The sequence below is a fragment of the Streptomyces sp. NPDC041713 genome (assembly GCF_055591085.1).
This window is the reverse complement of the sequence record NZ_JBVIZY010000010.1, coordinates 246,005-261,293: the sequence shown is the minus strand read 5'-3', so window position 1 is coordinate 261,293 and position 15,289 is coordinate 246,005. Positions and strand designations below refer to the sequence as shown.

13 protein-coding genes are annotated in these 15,289 nt (G+C 72.4%); 8 read left to right on the top strand and 5 right to left on the bottom strand.

The features are described 5' to 3' along the window. Positions 1-52: 52 nt before the first annotated feature. The 6 genes from ACZ6CV_RS28250 to ACZ6CV_RS28225 all read left to right on the top strand — a co-directional run bounded on the left by ACZ6CV_RS28250 (position 53) and on the right by ACZ6CV_RS28225 (position 5,489). Positions 53-712 carry a carbonic anhydrase gene (locus tag ACZ6CV_RS28250; protein WP_469253489.1) on the top strand — a complete coding sequence of 220 codons (660 nt, stop codon included), beginning with the start codon at positions 53-55 and terminating at the stop codon, positions 710-712. A gap of 53 nt (positions 713-765) precedes the next feature. Next, positions 766-2,286, top strand: a complete 1,521-nt coding sequence (locus tag ACZ6CV_RS28245) for a SulP family inorganic anion transporter (protein ID WP_469253487.1) — start codon at positions 766-768, stop codon at positions 2,284-2,286. 159 nt (positions 2,287-2,445) lie between these two features. Next, on the top strand, positions 2,446-2,607 hold the full coding sequence (locus ACZ6CV_RS28240) for a hypothetical protein (protein ID WP_355819701.1): 162 nt from the start codon (positions 2,446-2,448) through the stop codon (positions 2,605-2,607). Between the two features lie 155 nt (positions 2,608-2,762). After that, positions 2,763-3,998 (top strand): hypothetical protein, encoded by a 1,236-nt coding sequence (locus ACZ6CV_RS28235; RefSeq protein ID WP_469253485.1) that lies wholly within the window; start codon positions 2,763-2,765, stop codon positions 3,996-3,998. A 23-nt stretch (positions 3,999-4,021) separates the two neighbouring features. Next, complete coding sequence (locus tag ACZ6CV_RS28230; RefSeq protein ID WP_469253483.1) at positions 4,022-4,570, top strand: glycine-rich domain-containing protein; 549 nt, start codon at positions 4,022-4,024, stop codon at positions 4,568-4,570. A gap of 55 nt (positions 4,571-4,625) precedes the next feature. Continuing rightward, a complete protein-coding gene (locus ACZ6CV_RS28225; RefSeq protein ID WP_469253481.1) occupies positions 4,626-5,489 on the top strand; it encodes an LLM class flavin-dependent oxidoreductase in 864 nt (287 codons plus the stop codon). 64 nt (positions 5,490-5,553) lie between these two features. Here the strand turns inward: ACZ6CV_RS28225 and ACZ6CV_RS28220 are convergent, their stop codons facing one another. Then, positions 5,554-6,900 (bottom strand): phosphatase PAP2 family protein, encoded by a 1,347-nt coding sequence (locus ACZ6CV_RS28220; protein WP_469253464.1) that lies wholly within the window; start codon positions 6,898-6,900, stop codon positions 5,554-5,556. A gap of 287 nt (positions 6,901-7,187) precedes the next feature. Here ACZ6CV_RS28220 and ACZ6CV_RS28215 point away from each other — a divergent pair, with 287 nt between their 5' ends. Continuing rightward, the gene (locus ACZ6CV_RS28215) at positions 7,188-7,793 is read left to right on the top strand and encodes an HAD family hydrolase (RefSeq protein ID WP_469253456.1); all 606 of its coding nucleotides are present in this window, start codon (positions 7,188-7,190) and stop codon (positions 7,791-7,793) included. A gap of 62 nt (positions 7,794-7,855) precedes the next feature. Here ACZ6CV_RS28215 and ACZ6CV_RS28210 read toward each other — a convergent pair whose 3' ends face one another. Genes ACZ6CV_RS28210 through ACZ6CV_RS28200 form a run of 3 tightly spaced genes read right to left on the bottom strand, consistent with a single transcriptional unit; the run spans position 7,856 to position 12,575 of the window. Then, positions 7,856-9,202 (bottom strand): MFS transporter, encoded by a 1,347-nt coding sequence (locus ACZ6CV_RS28210; RefSeq protein ID WP_469253454.1) that lies wholly within the window; start codon positions 9,200-9,202, stop codon positions 7,856-7,858. Next, positions 9,199-11,223 carry a PEP/pyruvate-binding domain-containing protein gene (locus ACZ6CV_RS28205; protein WP_469253452.1) on the bottom strand — a complete coding sequence of 675 codons (2,025 nt, stop codon included), beginning with the start codon at positions 11,221-11,223 and terminating at the stop codon, positions 9,199-9,201. Before ACZ6CV_RS28205 ends, ACZ6CV_RS28210 begins: the two co-directional genes overlap by 4 nt. Beyond that, complete coding sequence (locus ACZ6CV_RS28200; protein WP_469253450.1) at positions 11,220-12,575, bottom strand: ATP-grasp domain-containing protein; 1,356 nt, start codon at positions 12,573-12,575, stop codon at positions 11,220-11,222. Before ACZ6CV_RS28200 ends, ACZ6CV_RS28205 begins: the two co-directional genes overlap by 4 nt. A 290-nt stretch (positions 12,576-12,865) precedes the next feature. Between ACZ6CV_RS28200 and ACZ6CV_RS28195 the strand changes: the two genes are divergently transcribed. Next, the gene (locus ACZ6CV_RS28195; protein ID WP_469253449.1) at positions 12,866-14,161 is read left to right on the top strand and encodes a PAS domain S-box protein; all 1,296 of its coding nucleotides are present in this window, start codon (positions 12,866-12,868) and stop codon (positions 14,159-14,161) included. Positions 14,162-14,244: 83 nt separating this feature from the next. Here the strand turns inward: ACZ6CV_RS28195 and ACZ6CV_RS28190 are convergent, their stop codons facing one another. Continuing rightward, positions 14,245-15,126 (bottom strand): calcium-binding protein, encoded by an 882-nt coding sequence (locus ACZ6CV_RS28190; RefSeq protein ID WP_469253447.1) that lies wholly within the window; start codon positions 15,124-15,126, stop codon positions 14,245-14,247. Positions 15,127-15,289: the final 163 nt, after the last annotated feature.

Below are 15,289 nucleotides of genomic sequence, written 5' to 3'. Positions count from 1 at the left end.
CCGACCACACCGCGCCCCGGCCCCGCCGGAGAGACGCAGGAGGCAGGCCACCTTGAAATCCCTGATGGACCACGCCCGTTCGTTCGCCACGACACATGTGGCGGACCCCCGGAACGCCGCGGCGTTCGAGGCACTCGAAGCCGGGCAGTCGCCTGAGGCCCTCTTCGTCACGTGCTCCGACTCACGTGTCGTCCCGACCCTGATCACCGGAGCACGCCCCGGCGAGCTCTTCGAACTCCGCACGGCGGGCAACGTCGTCCCGCCCTACCCCGCCGGCCAACGTGCCGGGCGCACGGGCGAGGCGGGCCCGGGCCACCACCCGGTGAGCGAAGCGGCCACCATCGAGTACGCGGTGTGCGTGCTCGGCGTCCGCTCCATCGTCGTCTGCGGACACTCGCACTGCGGCGCGGTGGGCGCGCTGGTGCGCCGCGAGGACCTGTCGGCGGTGCCCGCCGTACGGGACTGGCTGGAACACTCCGTCGCCCCCGACGACGCCCTGCGCTCGCTCGCACCGTCCTCACCGGACGTGGCGGAAGCCGTCCAGACCCATGTGCTCGCGCAGGTGGAGCGGCTGCGGACCTACCCCTGCGTACGGGAGCGCGTCGCCGAAGGAACGCTCACCCTGCACGCCTGGTACTACGAGGTGCACACGGGCACCGTCACCGCCCACCGCCCCTCGGACACCGGCCGGCCGGCGTTCGCACCGCTGTGAGAGCCGCCGCACCCCCCTGACCGGCCCGCTCCCACGACAGGACCCCCACCCTCATGTCCTCCCTTCCCACACCGCCCTCCCCCCTTCGCTCGCCCTTCGCCGCCCTGCGCGAACCGGGCGTGCTGCGCCGGGACATCCTGGCCTCACTCGTCGTCTTCCTGGTCGCCCTGCCGCTGTGCGTCGGCGTGGCGGTCGCCTCCGGTGTGCCCGCCGAACTGGGCCTGGTCACCGGCATCGTCGGCGGCCTGGTCGTCGGTTTCCTGCCGGGCAGCGCCCTGCAGGTGAGCGGCCCGGCGGCCGGCCTGACCGTGCTCGTCTTCGAGGCGGTCCGCGAATTCGGGCTCAGCATGCTCGGCGTGATCGTGCTGCTCACCGGCGCCCTGCAGATAGCGCTCGGACTGCTGCGCTGCGGGCGGTGGTTCCGCGCGATATCCGTCTCCGTCGTCCAGGGCATGCTGGCGGGCATCGGACTCGTGCTGATCTTCGGCCAGCTCTACACGATGGCCGGGGCGAAGCAGCCGCTCTCCGGCGTCGACAAGATCACCGGAGTGCCCGGTCTGATCGCCGACACCGTGCGGGACACCACCTCACTGACCGCCGCGGCGGTCGGCCTCGGCACCATCAGTGTGCTCGTGCTGTGGCCCAAGCTTCCCTCGGCGGCGCGTCTGGTGCCCGCCCCGCTGGCCGCGGTCGCGCTGGCCACCGCCGTCACCGCCGGGTTCCGGCTCGACGTGGCGAACGTGTCGGTGCGCGGCATGGTCGACGCCATCCAGCCGCCCGGCTTCGGCGACCTCGCCGAGCTGGGCAGCGTGGCGCTGCTCGGCACCGTCCTGGCGTTCACCCTGATCGCGTCCGCCGAGTCGCTGTTCAGCGCGGCCGCCGTGGACCGCATGCACGACGGGCCGCGTACGCACTACGACAAGGAGCTCGTCGCCCAGGGCGTCGGCAACACGGTCTGCGGTGTGCTCGGCGCGCTCCCGATGACCGCCGTGATCGTCCGCAGCTCCGCCAACGTCCAGGCGGGGGCCCGCACTCCGCTCTCCCGGATCCTGCACGGCGCGTGGCTCCTGCTGTTCGCGGTGCTGCTGCCCGCCGCGCTCGGCATCATCCCGCTGGCGGCGCTCGCCGGCGTCCTGGTGCACGCGGGATGCAAGCTGATCCCCTTCAAGGACATCGTGCCGCTCGCCCGGGAGCACCGCGGCGAGGCCGTCGTCCTCAGCGTCACGGCGATCGCCATCGTGGTGACCAACATGTTCGAGGGCGTGGTGCTCGGCCTGGTGCTCGCCGTGGTCAAGTCCGCCTGGGACACCTCCCATGTGCAGGTGGACGTACGGGAGTTGACCGACGGACGGATGGTCGTGACCCTCATGGGCAACGCGACGTTCCTGCGGCTCCCCCGCATCCTGGAGACGCTGGAGTCCCTGCCCAAGGACCGGCCCATCGAGCTGGACCTGACCGAGGCCCGCCATCTGGACCACGCCTGCCGTACGACGCTGGAGAACTGGGCGTTGCGGCACAACGACAGCGGCACCGAGGCGGTCCGGATGAAGACTCTGCCGGTAGTCCGGTCCTGAAGGACCTGGGGGTTCTGAAGGCCCCCTTTCCCTCCTGGTGCGCCTCTCGTTGTGACCGCGCACCGTTCCCCCCCCTGCTCCGGGGGCGAGCACCGAACGCTCGGCCCCCGGTGGTCCCGCACTCGGCACGATCTGCCGACCGATCATGGAGGTTTCACCGTGGAACAGCTCATCAAGCGCATGACCGAGGAGTCCGTGTGGCAGAAGTGGGTCGCCGCCAACTCGGCTCAGGGTGCGGCCGGCGCGAAGGAGGGCTGTATCAGCGCGACGCCGAAGAGCGGCTGCATCAGCGCCACCGGCAAGACCGGCTGCATCTCCTGACCCGCTGACGGCTGACTGGTAGGGGCGGTTGGCCGCGGGGCTCCCACCCCGTCGACCGGCAGGGGCGGTGGCCGCATCGTCACGGGCTGCGGCCGCCGCCCCTTCCCCTCGCCCCTACCTCCTACCCCTTGTCCCCGCCTCGCACCGGAGCCCTCTTGAACCGCTTGCCGAGCGCCGACGTCCTGGACCGCGTCCGGGACATCCCCCTCTACCGCCCCTCCATCGAGCGCGGCGACTTCCCGATCCTGGAGAAGCCGGAGATCGCCCGGGACTTCCCCGCCAACTGGATGACGCCGGAGCTGGCCCGCGCCCTGGAGACGGGTGAGGCGGAGTTCGTTCTGTCCACCGGGACCAACCACGCCCGCATGCAGATCATCCGTCCGCCCTACTTCTTGCTCCGCTCCTACTACCGCCTGTGGAGCGAGCACCCCGCGCTGGGTGCGCTCTGGCACGACGGCGCCCGGCGCGTCTCGCTGACCACCGTGCTGGCCACCGAGCACGTCGCCCGCGTCAACGCCCGTAACTCCGGGCGGACTTCGGGTGAGCGCTGGCTCGACGACCGGACGCTGTACCTCAACCGCGTCCTGGACCCGGCCGACTGGGACCGCGCCGAAGTCGGGCGGATGCTCGACGAGATCGCGGAGGTGAGCGCGGCGCATCCGCGGGGCAGCTACCTCCTGGACTGCTCCGGTTACCACCTGGCGCATCTGGTCCGCAGGGTCGACGCGTGGGGCCTGTGGGACCGCTTCCCTCGGCCGGCCGGCATCATCCACGCCTACGAGTACACGCCGCTGAACGTCCGCGCCTATCTGCGCTCCCACTTCGACTGCCCCATCGTCGACCTCTTCGGCAGCACCGAACTCGGCTATCTCTTCTACGGGGACGGGAACGGGGACGCGGCCGGGGGCGGGCTCTACCACCCGTATCTGCACGACATGAGCGTGGAGTTGATCCCGGTCGAGCCGGGCAGCGGCATCCACAGCCTCATCGTCACCAGCGTGCGCAACCCGTACATGCCGCTGGTCCGGTACCGGTCCGGCGACTGCGTGCGCACCCGTGACGGCAGCGCCGATCCGGCGCGGATCGTCTCGTTCTGCGGCCGCGAGAAGGAACTCCTCGCCACGCCCGACGGCCCGGTCGCCCAGGCCGATCTCGACACGCGTGTCGCCGCCGTCGCGCCGCGGGTCTTCCTGCACCAGCTGCGGCTGACCGGCGACGGCGCGTGCGTGCTGTGGTGCACGACCTGCGACGGCGAGCCGCTCACGCCCGCCGTGGAGACCGGGCTCGCGGCCTCGGTGGGCGCGCTGACCGGCAGGGCCTGCCGTGTGGAGCACCGCGCCCACGTGCCGATCGGCCGCTCCGGCAAGTACGCCTGGCTGACCACGCCCTAGTGACGACCACGACAGGATTGCGCATGCCGACCACGTCCCACCCCGCCACACCCTCCCCGTACGCCGCGGCCCCGACGCAGGCCCCCACCGCCGAGGAGCTGCTCGGTCCCGCCCTCCACGAGGAGGTCGTCCGGCACTTCGCGGCGAAGCCCGGCGCCCCCGACACCCCGTACGTCACCCACCAGGTCCGCGAGTGTCTGCGCTACCTCTACCTGGTCTCCCGCCACCCGGACCGGCTCGGCGGGCTCTTCCTCCCCGTCGAACAGGACATCGACGAGATCTGGCACTACCTGATCCTGCAGACCCGCGAGTACCGCGAACTGTGCGAACAGCGGTTGCCCGGCGGCCACTTCATCCACCATCGCAGCGTGTCCTACGACGCCTACCAGCAGGCGCCGGGGCGCGAGACGGCCGCGGAGGAGGCGCTGCGGTGGATTCCGCTGTACACGGCGGCGTTCGGGCCGTACGACGACGCGGCGCTGCCGCACTGGACGGTCGTGCGCTTCCTCCACGACGAGCTGGGGATGTCCCTGCACCAGATCGGCTCCCTGGCCGACGCCTCCGAGAAGTGACGCGGGCGTTCCTTTTCGGGTTGCCGCGCCGCGGCCGGATGCGCATGCTGCCGGCATGCGCTTTTCCGTCAACATCCCGAACTTCGGCGACTTCGCCGACCCCCGTAACGTCGCGACCCTGGCCTCGGCCGCCGAAGAAGCCGGCTGGGACGGGCTCTTCGTGTGGGATCACGTCCTGCACCGCAAGCATCAGGGGCGGCCGTTCGGCGACCCCTGGATGCTGCTCACGGCGGCCGCACTGGCGACCTCCCGGCTCCGCCTCGGCACGCTCCTGACGCCGGTCCCCCGTTACCGCCCGCAGCAACTGGCCCGGCAGGTGGCCACCTTGGACCGGCTCAGCGGCGGCCGTGTGACCCTCGGCGCCGGTCTGGGCGGCCCGCTCGATGACGAGTACCGCAGCTTCGGCGACACCGCCGAGCCGCGGGTCCTGGCGGAGCGGCTTGACGAGGGGCTGGAGCTGTTGAGGTGCTTCTGGTCCGGCGAACCGGTGAACCATCACGGCCGGCACTACGAGGCCCACGACGTCACCCTGCTGCCCGCCACCGTGCAGCAGCCGGGGCCGCCCGTCTGGATCGGCGGGTTCTGGCCGCGCCGCGCGCCCATGCGGCGGGCGGCGCGGTGGGACGGTGCGGCGCCGCTGTTCGAGACGGCCCTGCACGGGCACGCGCCCGACGTGACGGAGGTACGGGACCTCGTCGCCTACCTGCGGGAGCAGCGGGCCGACGACGCCGGGCGCCCGTTCGACCTGGTGCTCGGTGGCGCCACCCCGGCCGACGCGGCCAAGGCCAGGGACATCGTCGGTCCGCTGCGGGACGCCGGTGCCACCTGGTGGGACGAGCGGCAGATCCAGGACACCCCCGAACTGGACCGGCTGGCCCCGGTCCTGCGCCGGGTCGAGGCGGGGCCGCCGGCCGTCTGACACCGTCCGACACACCGCTGACGGACCGAAGCGACCGCTCCCGCCCGGCGCGGCGCGGCCCGGCTCAGACCATCTCGGGCTGCGGCTCCAGCTGCTGGGCGGGAGCGAGCTTCGGCTCCCACAGCCGGGTCGTCCGCAGGTAGATGTGGACGACGGAGGCCATCGCCAGCACGAGCAGCGGTCCGAACAGCCAGGGGTGCCTGGCCATCTCCATCGGGACGAAGCGGTAGGACACCAGGAGCGCGGTGAACACCGCCGCTCCGTAGGCGACCAGCAGGATCCCCGAGCGGTCCCAGCCTCGGTCGTGCGAGCGCAGCGCCGCGTCGATCGTGACGGCGAACACCACGCCGGCGATGATGTCCGCGCCGTAGTGGTAGCCGAAGCCGAGCGTCGCGCCGAGCGTGGCGACGAGCCAGAACGCGCCCGCTATCCGCAGCGCCCGCGGGCCCTTGCGGGAGTGGATGAAGATGGTGGTGGCCCAGGCCGTGTGCAGACTGGGCATGCAGTTGCGCGGGGTCAGGTCGTCGTACGTCATCTGGCTCGGCGCCGTCAGCGAGGGCGGCGTGTGGGGCCACAGGTCCGCCACCGCCCACTGCACCCCACCGGTTCCGGAAGCTCCGGGTCCGTACGCGAAGACCGGGCCGACCACCGGGAAGATCATGTAGATCGCGGGGCCGAGCAGCCCGATGACGAGGAACGTGCGCACCAGGTGGTGGCCGGGGAAGCGGCGTTCGGTCGCCACGTGGCGCAGCTGGTACAGCGCGACCACGACGGCGGCGACCGCGAGTTGGATGTAGACCCACTCCAGGACGTGCGTGCCGACCGTGCCGGTTGCCTCGACCATGCGGCCGACCACCCACGACGGGTTGCCCAGCGCGTGGTCGGCGGTCGCCACGTACTGGTCGAGCACCGTCGGGCGGGTCTTCCATGTGATGAGCAGCCAGGCGTCGCCGGTCTTGCGGCCGGCCACCAGCAGCAGGCCGAGTCCGACGCCCTTCAGGAGCAGCACGCGTTCCGCGCCGGTGCGGCGGGTGAGCGCGATGACTCCGTAGCCGAGGAGCACCCACAACGCGCCGTTGCCGAACATCATGTCGGCGCCGACGATCCACCGCACCAGAAAGAAGACGACATCGATGCCGACCGCGACGCCGGCCGCGATGAACCGCTCGCGCCAGGTGAGCACCACCATCATCAGGGCCATGCTGGCGTACAGCAGCGGTCCCGACTTCGGCGCGAAGATGATCTCGCGCGCCTGGTTGGTGATCGGCCCGGCCTCGCCGTAGTGGCGCACGGCGATCTCCAGCGCGACGAGGAATCCGAGCGCCACGACGGCCGCCACGGTCCACAGAATCGCCCGTGGCTGTCGCCAGGCGGCGAACAACGTCTTTCTGTTGTCTATTCGGGACGACACCCGCGATGCTATGGATTTCAATTTTTGGCCGATGTGTGAGATGTCAGCTACGTGAGTAACGCATTGTGCCGGTGGGCGTACTTCCGGTGAAGAACGGTCGATCGGGGCGATCGGCCGCGAGTCCGAGCATGCTATCGGAGCGGCGTCGGCGGGGTTCCGCTGGTCGCGAGCCGTCGGGAGAACCGCCGGACACGAGGGTCCCGCATGGGATATCTTGCGGCGCCGGTATGTCATGCACCGAACATTCCTGCACCCTCGGGGTGTACCGAAGAGAGGGCGGCGACGCCATGAAGAGATCCGCTTCCAGGGCCCCGGTCCGCATGGGCCTCGCGCTCGGCGCGGCCCTGGCGTCGACCGTGCTGTGCGGTACGGCTCCGGCCGCCGCCGCCCCCGTGCACGGCGACAGCGCGCGCGGCTGCCCCGTCGTCTACTTCGACCTGGGCGAGACGCTGGTGCACACCGCCGACGACGGCAGCACCGGCTATCGGCCCGGCGCCGCCTCCTACCTGCGCGCCCTGCGCTCCCACCACATCCGGATCGGCCTGATCACCAACGTTCCGTCGGCCTGGGGGAAGACCGACGCGGAACGCGCCGCTCGGCTCAAGCACGAGGTCGACGCCACCTGGCAGGGGTCCGCGCCCTTCGCCTGGGAGGACTTCGGCGACCGGATCCGCACGCCGCGCACCGAGGCGGAGCGCAAGCCGGCGCCCGTCCTGTGGCAGCGCGCGAAGGCGGACGCGGGCCGGTGCCGCGTCGTCTACCAGGCGGAGACCGCCGAGGAGGTCGAGGTCGCTGCCTCGCTCGGCTATGTGCCGTACCAGGTCGCGCGGCCCCACCGGCCCGCGTATCTGCCGGTGGGGCTCATCGAACTCCTGGGCCGCCGCTCCCGCTGACCGGGGTCAGGTGAGCGGGGCCAGGTGAGCGGCTCGCCCGGAGTCAGGGGGTGCGGCCGAGGTCAGGTGGTGCGGCCGGCCGGATCGGGTGCCGGTCGCGCCTCCGGCACCGCGCCCGCCTGGTCACGCCGCACCGCCCCGCTGCGCAGGAGCAGTTGGAAGGCGCCGAGGAGCACCGCCGTGGCCAGCGCGCTGTGCCACAGCAGGGCGTCCAGGTGCCCCGCGGAGAGATAGGCGCCCACGGCGACCGCGGCCAGGGCGCACACCGCGCGGTCCACGATGCTCTCCACGGAGAGCAGGGTGGCGCGCGGGGCGTCCGGCGGCACCGCGTCGTTCACGAGCTTGCGCTGCACCGGGTACGCGAACCCGGTCGCCGCGGCGAAGAGGCAGAGCAGCCCCACCACGACCCAGGGGCCGCCGAGCGTCATCGCCGCGAGGGTGCCGGCGAGCACGACGCTGAGGACCGAGACCCAGGCGACCGGGGTGAGCCGGCGGCTCAGCCACTGCGGCCGGGCCGACGCGACCGCCTCCGCCACCGTCATCGCGGCCAGCACCCCGCCGTGCGAGGCCTCCGCGATGCCGTGGTCGAGCAGGATCGGCTGGAAGAGGTTGACCTGGCAGATCCGCGACAGCGTGAAGACCGCGACGCCCTGCACCATCACCAGGGCCAGCCACGGCGAGGCGAAGACGCAGCGCAGCGCGGAGCCCGCGTCCCGCAGGAACGCGCCGCCCCTGCGCCCACCACCGGCCTTGTCGGCCGCTCGGCCCGCGCCGGCCTCCCCGGCGAGCCGGGGCAGCGCGATCGCGCACACCAGGGAGCCCGCCGCGCTGGCGGCGCTCAGCACGTAGGGCGCCGCGTGGGCGACGGCCATCAACGGCCCCACCAGCGGCCAGCACACCACCTTGGCCGCGAGCCCCAGGGCCCGGGCGGTGCCCTCCGCCTTCAGGTAGTGCTCGTCGGCCTTCTCGGCGCGCAACCCGTCGTACAGATAGGCGCTGGCCGCCCCCGAGGTGAGGGAGCGCCCCGCGGCGATGGCGAGGAAGTGCACGAGGAAGCCGGTGTACGAGGCGCTGAACACCGGAGCCAGGTTCGCCGCCGTCATGACCACCGCGCCGGCCCGCAGGCAGTTGCGGGGGCCGATCCGGTCGGCGATCAGCCCGGTGGGGATCTCGAACAGGCAGAACGCCACGTAGTAGATGCTCTGGATGCCGAAGATCTGCGCGTCCGAGAGCCCGGCGGTCTTCTGGTAGGCGTAGAAGACCGGCATCCACCACAGCAGGTTGAACAGCAGCTGGAAGCCGTAGTTGAGCCGGATGATCCGGCGGGCGGTGTCGGTGAGGCCGGCGGCCGGGCCCTTGCCGGGGCGCGTTCCCTCGCCGGTCGCCGTCCGCCACGGTCGCGGGCTCACAGCGCGTACGGGCGGATCTGGACCAGCCGGAAGTCGCCCCGCTCGGTCATCAGCCACTCGATGTCCAGCGGCTTGTCCACGTCGCCGCCGCCGAAGTGCGACCCGCTGAAGTGCGACTGCAGGAGCCGTCCGGTCAGGGACAGGTCCGCCAGCTTGGCGCGGGTGCCGGCGGAGAGTGCCTCACCCCAGGACCCGAGCGCGACGGTGCGGCCGCCGCCCTCCACCGTGTTGTAGAGGTACTGCTGCGGCAGCACCGAGCCGTCGACCACCTGTTCCGGTGAGCCCGGGGAGCAGTTGAGGTAGACGTTGCGGAAGTCCTCGCGGCGCGTCGGGTTGCAGGTCACCAGGACGCCGCCGAGGGAGGCGGGCACGTACTCCTGGATGATCACGCCCATGTAGGTGTCGTCCAGGGAGATGCCGACCTGGTGGCGCAGGCGCACGCTGCGCGGCGACAGCATCGAGGCCCACACCTGCCGTACGGCGTCCAGGAGTTCGCCGGTGCCGTGGACGGTGGTGACGGAGTCGTAGACGCCCGCCGCGGAGAAGCCCGGCAGGTCCTCGGCGTTGGACGAGGAACGCACCACCAGGCGTCCGCGCGAGGCCACCGGCGCGGGGAAGGCCTGGCAGATCTGCCGTACGACGGACTCGGGGACGGGGGTCTGCCGGATCAGCTGCTGCAGCTGGAGGCAGAGCGAGTCCAGGACGTCGGTGGCGTCCAGTTCGAGCGCCATCTTCAGTTTGCCGATGCCCTGTTGGAGGGCGGGCGAGGAGGCGAGGAAGTGCTGCTGGAGCGCGAAGGGCAGCGCCACGCCCTCCGGTGCGTCGACCGTGGCGGCCACGAAGTCCGCGGCGGTGGAGCGCAGTTCGCCCGCCGAGGCCGCCGGCAGGCCGAAGCGTGCCGCGAGGTGGCCGTAGAGGTCCTCGCGCGGCGGCCGTGGCCGGCCGTAGAAGGCGATCAGGTCGGCGGTGCGGCTGTCGAGGACGTGGTGCAGCTCGCCGAGGTTGGCCGCCTTGGTGCCGTAGCGGTCCCGGTCGGCGCTGCGCAGCCGGTGCAGGGCCAGGACCGGCACGTCCGCGAGCAGCGGCGGTTCGAGGCGGATGCGCTGCTGGTGCCAGGCCGGGGCCCGCAGCTCCGGTTCGGCCTCGAGGCGTTCCAGGGATATCTCGTCCTCGCGCACCCGGTAGCGGATCCAGGCGCCGTCGAGGTCGTCCCGCTCGACGAGCTGCTCCAGGTCGCACACGATCGCGTTGGGGATGCCCCAGCCGGAGGCGAGGACGTTGGTGTGCGAAAGCGGGGTGATCGGCGCGGTGTTGAGGAATCCGGCCACCCGGGGCACGTCGTCCGGCAGGCACGGCATCGCCACGATGTCGGCCCAGCCGAGCTCCGCCTCCGCCCGGGCGTACTCCTCGTCCGTGCGGAAGAAGCGCAGTCGGCCGGTGGCCTCGCCGGGGTTGAGCGGCGTACGGGTGCGGGAGCCGAAGAGTTCGTGGCTCAGGATGCGCGGCACGCGCAGTTCGCTGATGGCCGCGAGCTCCTCCTCCTGGCCGTGGTTGGCGGGCTTGAGCAGGAGGGGCAGCCTGCCGTCGACCCGTTCCCGTACGAAGTCGTAGAAGAACGCGAGGAGTTCGCCGTGCATGGTGTCGGCCTCGGTCGTCTCCAGGACGAGGAAGGTGCGTTCGCGCCCCTCCGTCTCCTGTGCGGTGTGCAGGGAGAGCACGCCGAGCAGGAAGCGCCGCCCGGGGTCCATGTACACGGAGGCGTTGAACGCGTCCAGGTCCGCGTCCAGCTGGGCGAGGTCCATGCCGAGGACGTGGGTGGCGATGTAGTTGACGTGGAAGGGGTGCGCGGCCGTGTCGAGCAGGTGCCAGGTGTTCTCGGCGCGGTCGACCACGACCTTGAGGTACGGGTGGCCGGCCAGGACCCCGGAGAGGGTGCGGAAGAGCGGCAGGGAGAGGTTCTCGCCGACGACCGTGCGGTCCGTGGCCGGTTCGGCGGCGCCTGCGAACAGTTGGGCGGTCATCGGGAAACCTCCTCGGGCTCCGCGGCGGACAGGACGCGGGGCAGGGCGTCGATCAGGGTCTGGAAGTCGCGGAGCACGGTCCGCGGGTCGGTGGCGGAGAGCAGACACAGGGCCGCCATGGTGTTGGCGCCGGCGGCCGGGTCGTAGACCGGCACGACATCGCCGTCGGGCAGGGAGCTCTCCGCGACCACCGACAGCTCGCTGCCCGGGCTCAGCGGCACGTCGGCGGCGACCGCGGCGTCCCAGATCCTGCGGTCCTGCCACGCCTCGCCCTTGCCGTCGACGGCGAGGACGACGAGCGAACCGGCCGCGCCGCGCGCCTGTTCGGGGGTGAGCGCCTGCGCGGGCCACTCGACCGGGCGGCCGAGGAGATGGTCGACGAGCATGCCGATCAGGTCGAGCCCGAAGACCTCCTCGATCTGCGGCACCGTCATCGCGCCGCCGAACCGGGCCGCCGTCTCGATCAGCCACATGGCGCCGTCCGCCCCGAGCTTGATCTCGGTGTGGGTGCCGCAGTCACGCAGTCCGAGGGCGTCGACGGACCGCCGCGCCAGGGCGACGATCCGGTCCTGGGCGTCCCCCGACGCCAGGAGGGCGGGGGTGATGCCCGCGCGTTCGGTGAACGGCTCGACGGTGGGCATCCGGCCGCTGAGACAGACCGGCCGGAAGACGCCGTCGGCCACGACCCCCTCGACGCTGACGTAGTCGCCCCAGCCGGGCTCGTCGAACCAGTCCCCCGCGGTGCCGGTCACGATCTGCTCGACCACGAAGTCCGCGTTCGCCTCGGCGACATGCAGCTCGGCGTACCCCAACTGGGCGGACTCGTCCATCACTTCCCGCGACCGGCGCCAGGCGGCGGAGAGCTCATCGGGGGAGGCGATGATCTGGTGCGCCGTGGATCCGGCGCTCCAGGCCGCCTTGAGGAGCAGCGGGAAGGGCAGGTGCTCGGCCGCCTCGTGCAGGTCGGCCTCGGTGGCGACGGGGCGGAACTGGGGCTGCGGCACGCCGTGTTCGTGCCAGGTGCGGCGCATCAGCCGCTTGTCCCTGGCGAGCGCGGCGGCGCCGCCCGCACCGGCGAGGCCGAGCTTCTCGCACGCCTCGGCGACGGCCACGACCGCGTACTCGGAGAAGGTCAGCACCGCGTCCGCCCCCACAGCCCCGGCCTGCGCGACGATCAGGGACACGAGGTCGGAGCGCTGCGCTTCGGTGGGCGTCACCACCGAGGCGCACAGTGTCCGTGCGGCGCCTGCCACGGAGGGAGGCAGAGCGCTGAGCGCCAGCAGGTGCACGTCCGCCTTCGCGGCCGTCCGGGACAGGACGTGCCCGAGCGGCGGACCACCCTTGGCATGCACTAACAGCACCTTGCTCACAGAAGTTCGTCTCCATTCATCCGGTTGGTGCGCGTTGTCCTGCGGGCCGGTGACGCGCGTAGAGCGTGGGGGATCACCGGGGGTATGTAGCGGGGCGTGTTCACCCGCACACTCAAGGGGACCAGGCGGCGGGCGCCCCCGGCGCCACAGGGGGCGCCCGCCGTTCAGGCAAATGCCTGAGTCGCACGCCGTGTCGGGCCACCCGGACCGCGGGGCACCCATGGCGTGGTGACGGAGCGTCAGCCAGCTGTACTACGGACGGAGAGACCGCTGTGGACGATTCCAGCCTCAAGGCGCTGCTCGAGCACCTTCCCGTGTTCTGGTGGGAGGTCGACGAGCCGTGGCAGGTGCTGGAGAGAGGTGGCGGCGCCTTCGCCGACACCGGTACGGCCCAGCGCTTCCTGGACCGGATGCACGAGGAGCGCGCGTCCTCGGGCCATCCGCCGCAGGAGGCCCGCTGGCAGGCCCGGTTCGACGGCCGTACGTTCGACGTGAGCTGGCCGCCGGAGGGGAACGGCGCCCGCAGCCGTACCCGCGGCCTCGCCATGGAGGTCGACGCCCAGACCGAAGTCCCGCGCCGCTACGCCGCGTTCGCGGACCTCGTCGACCTGGCCCCGGCCGCGGCCTTCATACGGGACCGGGAGGGCCGCTATCTGTGGGCCAACCACGCCTACGCGCACCTGTACGGCATCACTCCGGCGGAGCTCACCGGCAAGCGCATCGAGGACTTCGACGCCCCTGCCGAGGCGGCCCGCTTCCGCGCCCTCGACCAGGAGATCCTCACCCTGGGCACACCGGTGCGGCACACCCTCGGCTACCGCCGCCCGGACGGCAGCGCGGGCCAGGCGGTCGGGCACCGCTTCCCCGTACGGGAGAACGCGCAGACCTGTGTCGCCGGAATCTACGTGGACATCACGGACCACCTGCGCACCCTGGTCCAGCGCCAGGAGGCCGAGGAGCACCTCCAGGCGCTGCGCGACCACAGCGGTCTGCCATGCGCGCTGTTGTCCGCCAACGGGCGGGTGGTGGAGGCGAGTACGGCGGCCGCCGAACTGTTCCGGCTCAGCCTGCCCGACCTGGTGGGCCGGCGCGCCCACACCCTGCTCGCCCCCGACCCGGAGCTCGGCCGGCTGCACCGCAGATGGCACGGGCTGATAGCCCGCCGCACCAGACGCGTGGAGACCTCCACCGTGCTCGTCGACGCGGACGGGCGCCTGCGCCGCGCCCAGCTCCATCTGACGACGGTCGGCCACTCCGCCGCGCGGGCGCGGCACGTCTGGGCCGTCGTCACCCACCAGAGCCTCGCCCACGACGCCCATCCGTCGCTCACGGCCGCGCAGGTCCGCATCCTCTCCCTGCTCGCGGAGGGCAGCACCAACAGCGACATCGCCACCTCGCTGAGGCTGTCCCGGCAGACGGTCGACTACCACCTCAGCCGGCTGCGGCAGCTCCTGGGCGCCGCGACCCGCCCCGCGCTCGTGGCACGCGCCTACGTCCTCGGCATCCTCTCCCCGCGCGCCTGGCCCCCGCGCTCGGCCACGGCGGCCCATCCCCTCAGCACGGTCTGAGGGGCCGGCCCGATCCCCGTCGTAACGTGGCAGGGCGCCCGGCTGATGCCGGGCGCCCTGCCGCGCGTTGGTGGCGAAAGGTCCTAGTCCTGGTACACCTTGTTGCGGCCCGGCCCGCCGGAGAGGGTGTCGTTGCCCGGGCCGCCGTGCAGCAGGTCGTCGCCGCTGTTGCCGTAGATGACGTCGTCGCCCGCGGCGCCGTACAGCTTGTCGTTGCCGCGGCCGCCGAGGATCCGCTCCCCGTCGGCGTTGCCGTACACGGTGTCGTCGCCGTCGCCGCCGGTCAGGGTGTGGTCGACGGTGCCGGACGCGGCGCGCAGGGTGTCGTTGCCGGGGCCGCCGTCGCAGTCGGAGACGCAGTTGGTGAGCGTGTCGTTGCCCGCGCCGCCGAAGGAGCCCTCGCTGTACACGCCGCCGCTCGTGTCGAGGTGGTCGGCGCCGTCCTCGCCGTACAGGGCGGTGCTGAGGTCGCCCTTGAGGGTGTCGTTGCCGGCTTCGCCGTGGAACTGCAGGTAGGCGCTGTTCCCGGCGGCCACGGTGACGCTGTCGTCCTTGTCCCCCACGTACGCGCCGAGCGTGATCAGGTCGGAGGCCCGGTCACCGGGGTCGGCGATGGTGCACAGGACACGGGTGAGGTCGGCCGCGTCCGGGTGGCCGCACCCGGAGCCCTCGGGGGTGGCGATGGCGACGCGGTCGTCGAGGGTGACGTCGTACACGCCCTCGTTCTCCCCGACGGACCGGTAACGGGTCTTGACGTCGAGCTGGTTGACCTGTCCGGGGGCGGCCCGGTACTCGAGCCGGGAACCGGAGACCGGCTCCACGGTGGCGGCTGGTGCGGCGGCGGTCGGCGCGGCTGCGGTCGCCGACGGCGCGCCGGTGAGGCCGGCGAGTACGGCGGAGCAGCCCAGTACGGCGGCGACGCCGAGCGGGCGGAGGCGGTGGGTGCGTAAGGGTCGAGCGGACATGCGGGGTTCTCCTGGTGGTCCGGTGGTGCGGCCGGCACCTCGGGTGCCGTCGGTGGCGGTGTGCCACCTCACCGGTTCAGACCGCGTGCGCGGGCGGCCGTTGCACTCCCACGACCGTTGTTCACCAGGGATTCATTGCCGTACGACCGTTCGACGCGCGGTG

Bases quoted from the DNA above. Each gene is read 5' to 3' on its own strand.
- ACZ6CV_RS28245 (WP_469253487.1), top strand. From the start codon at position 766: ATGTCCTCCCTTCCCACACCGCCCTCCCCCCTTCGCTCGCCCTTCGCC.
- ACZ6CV_RS28230 (WP_469253483.1), top strand. From the start codon at position 4,022: ATGCCGACCACGTCCCACCCCGCCACACCCTCCCCGTACGCCGCGGCC.
- ACZ6CV_RS28225 (WP_469253481.1), top strand. From the start codon at position 4,626: ATGCGCTTTTCCGTCAACATCCCGAACTTCGGCGACTTCGCCGACCCC.
- ACZ6CV_RS28215 (WP_469253456.1), top strand. From the start codon at position 7,188: ATGAAGAGATCCGCTTCCAGGGCCCCGGTCCGCATGGGCCTCGCGCTC.
- ACZ6CV_RS28205 (WP_469253452.1), bottom strand. From the start codon at position 11,223: ATGACCGCCCAACTGTTCGCAGGCGCCGCCGAACCGGCCACGGACCGC.
- ACZ6CV_RS28190 (WP_469253447.1), bottom strand. From the start codon at position 15,126: ATGTCCGCTCGACCCTTACGCACCCACCGCCTCCGCCCGCTCGGCGTC.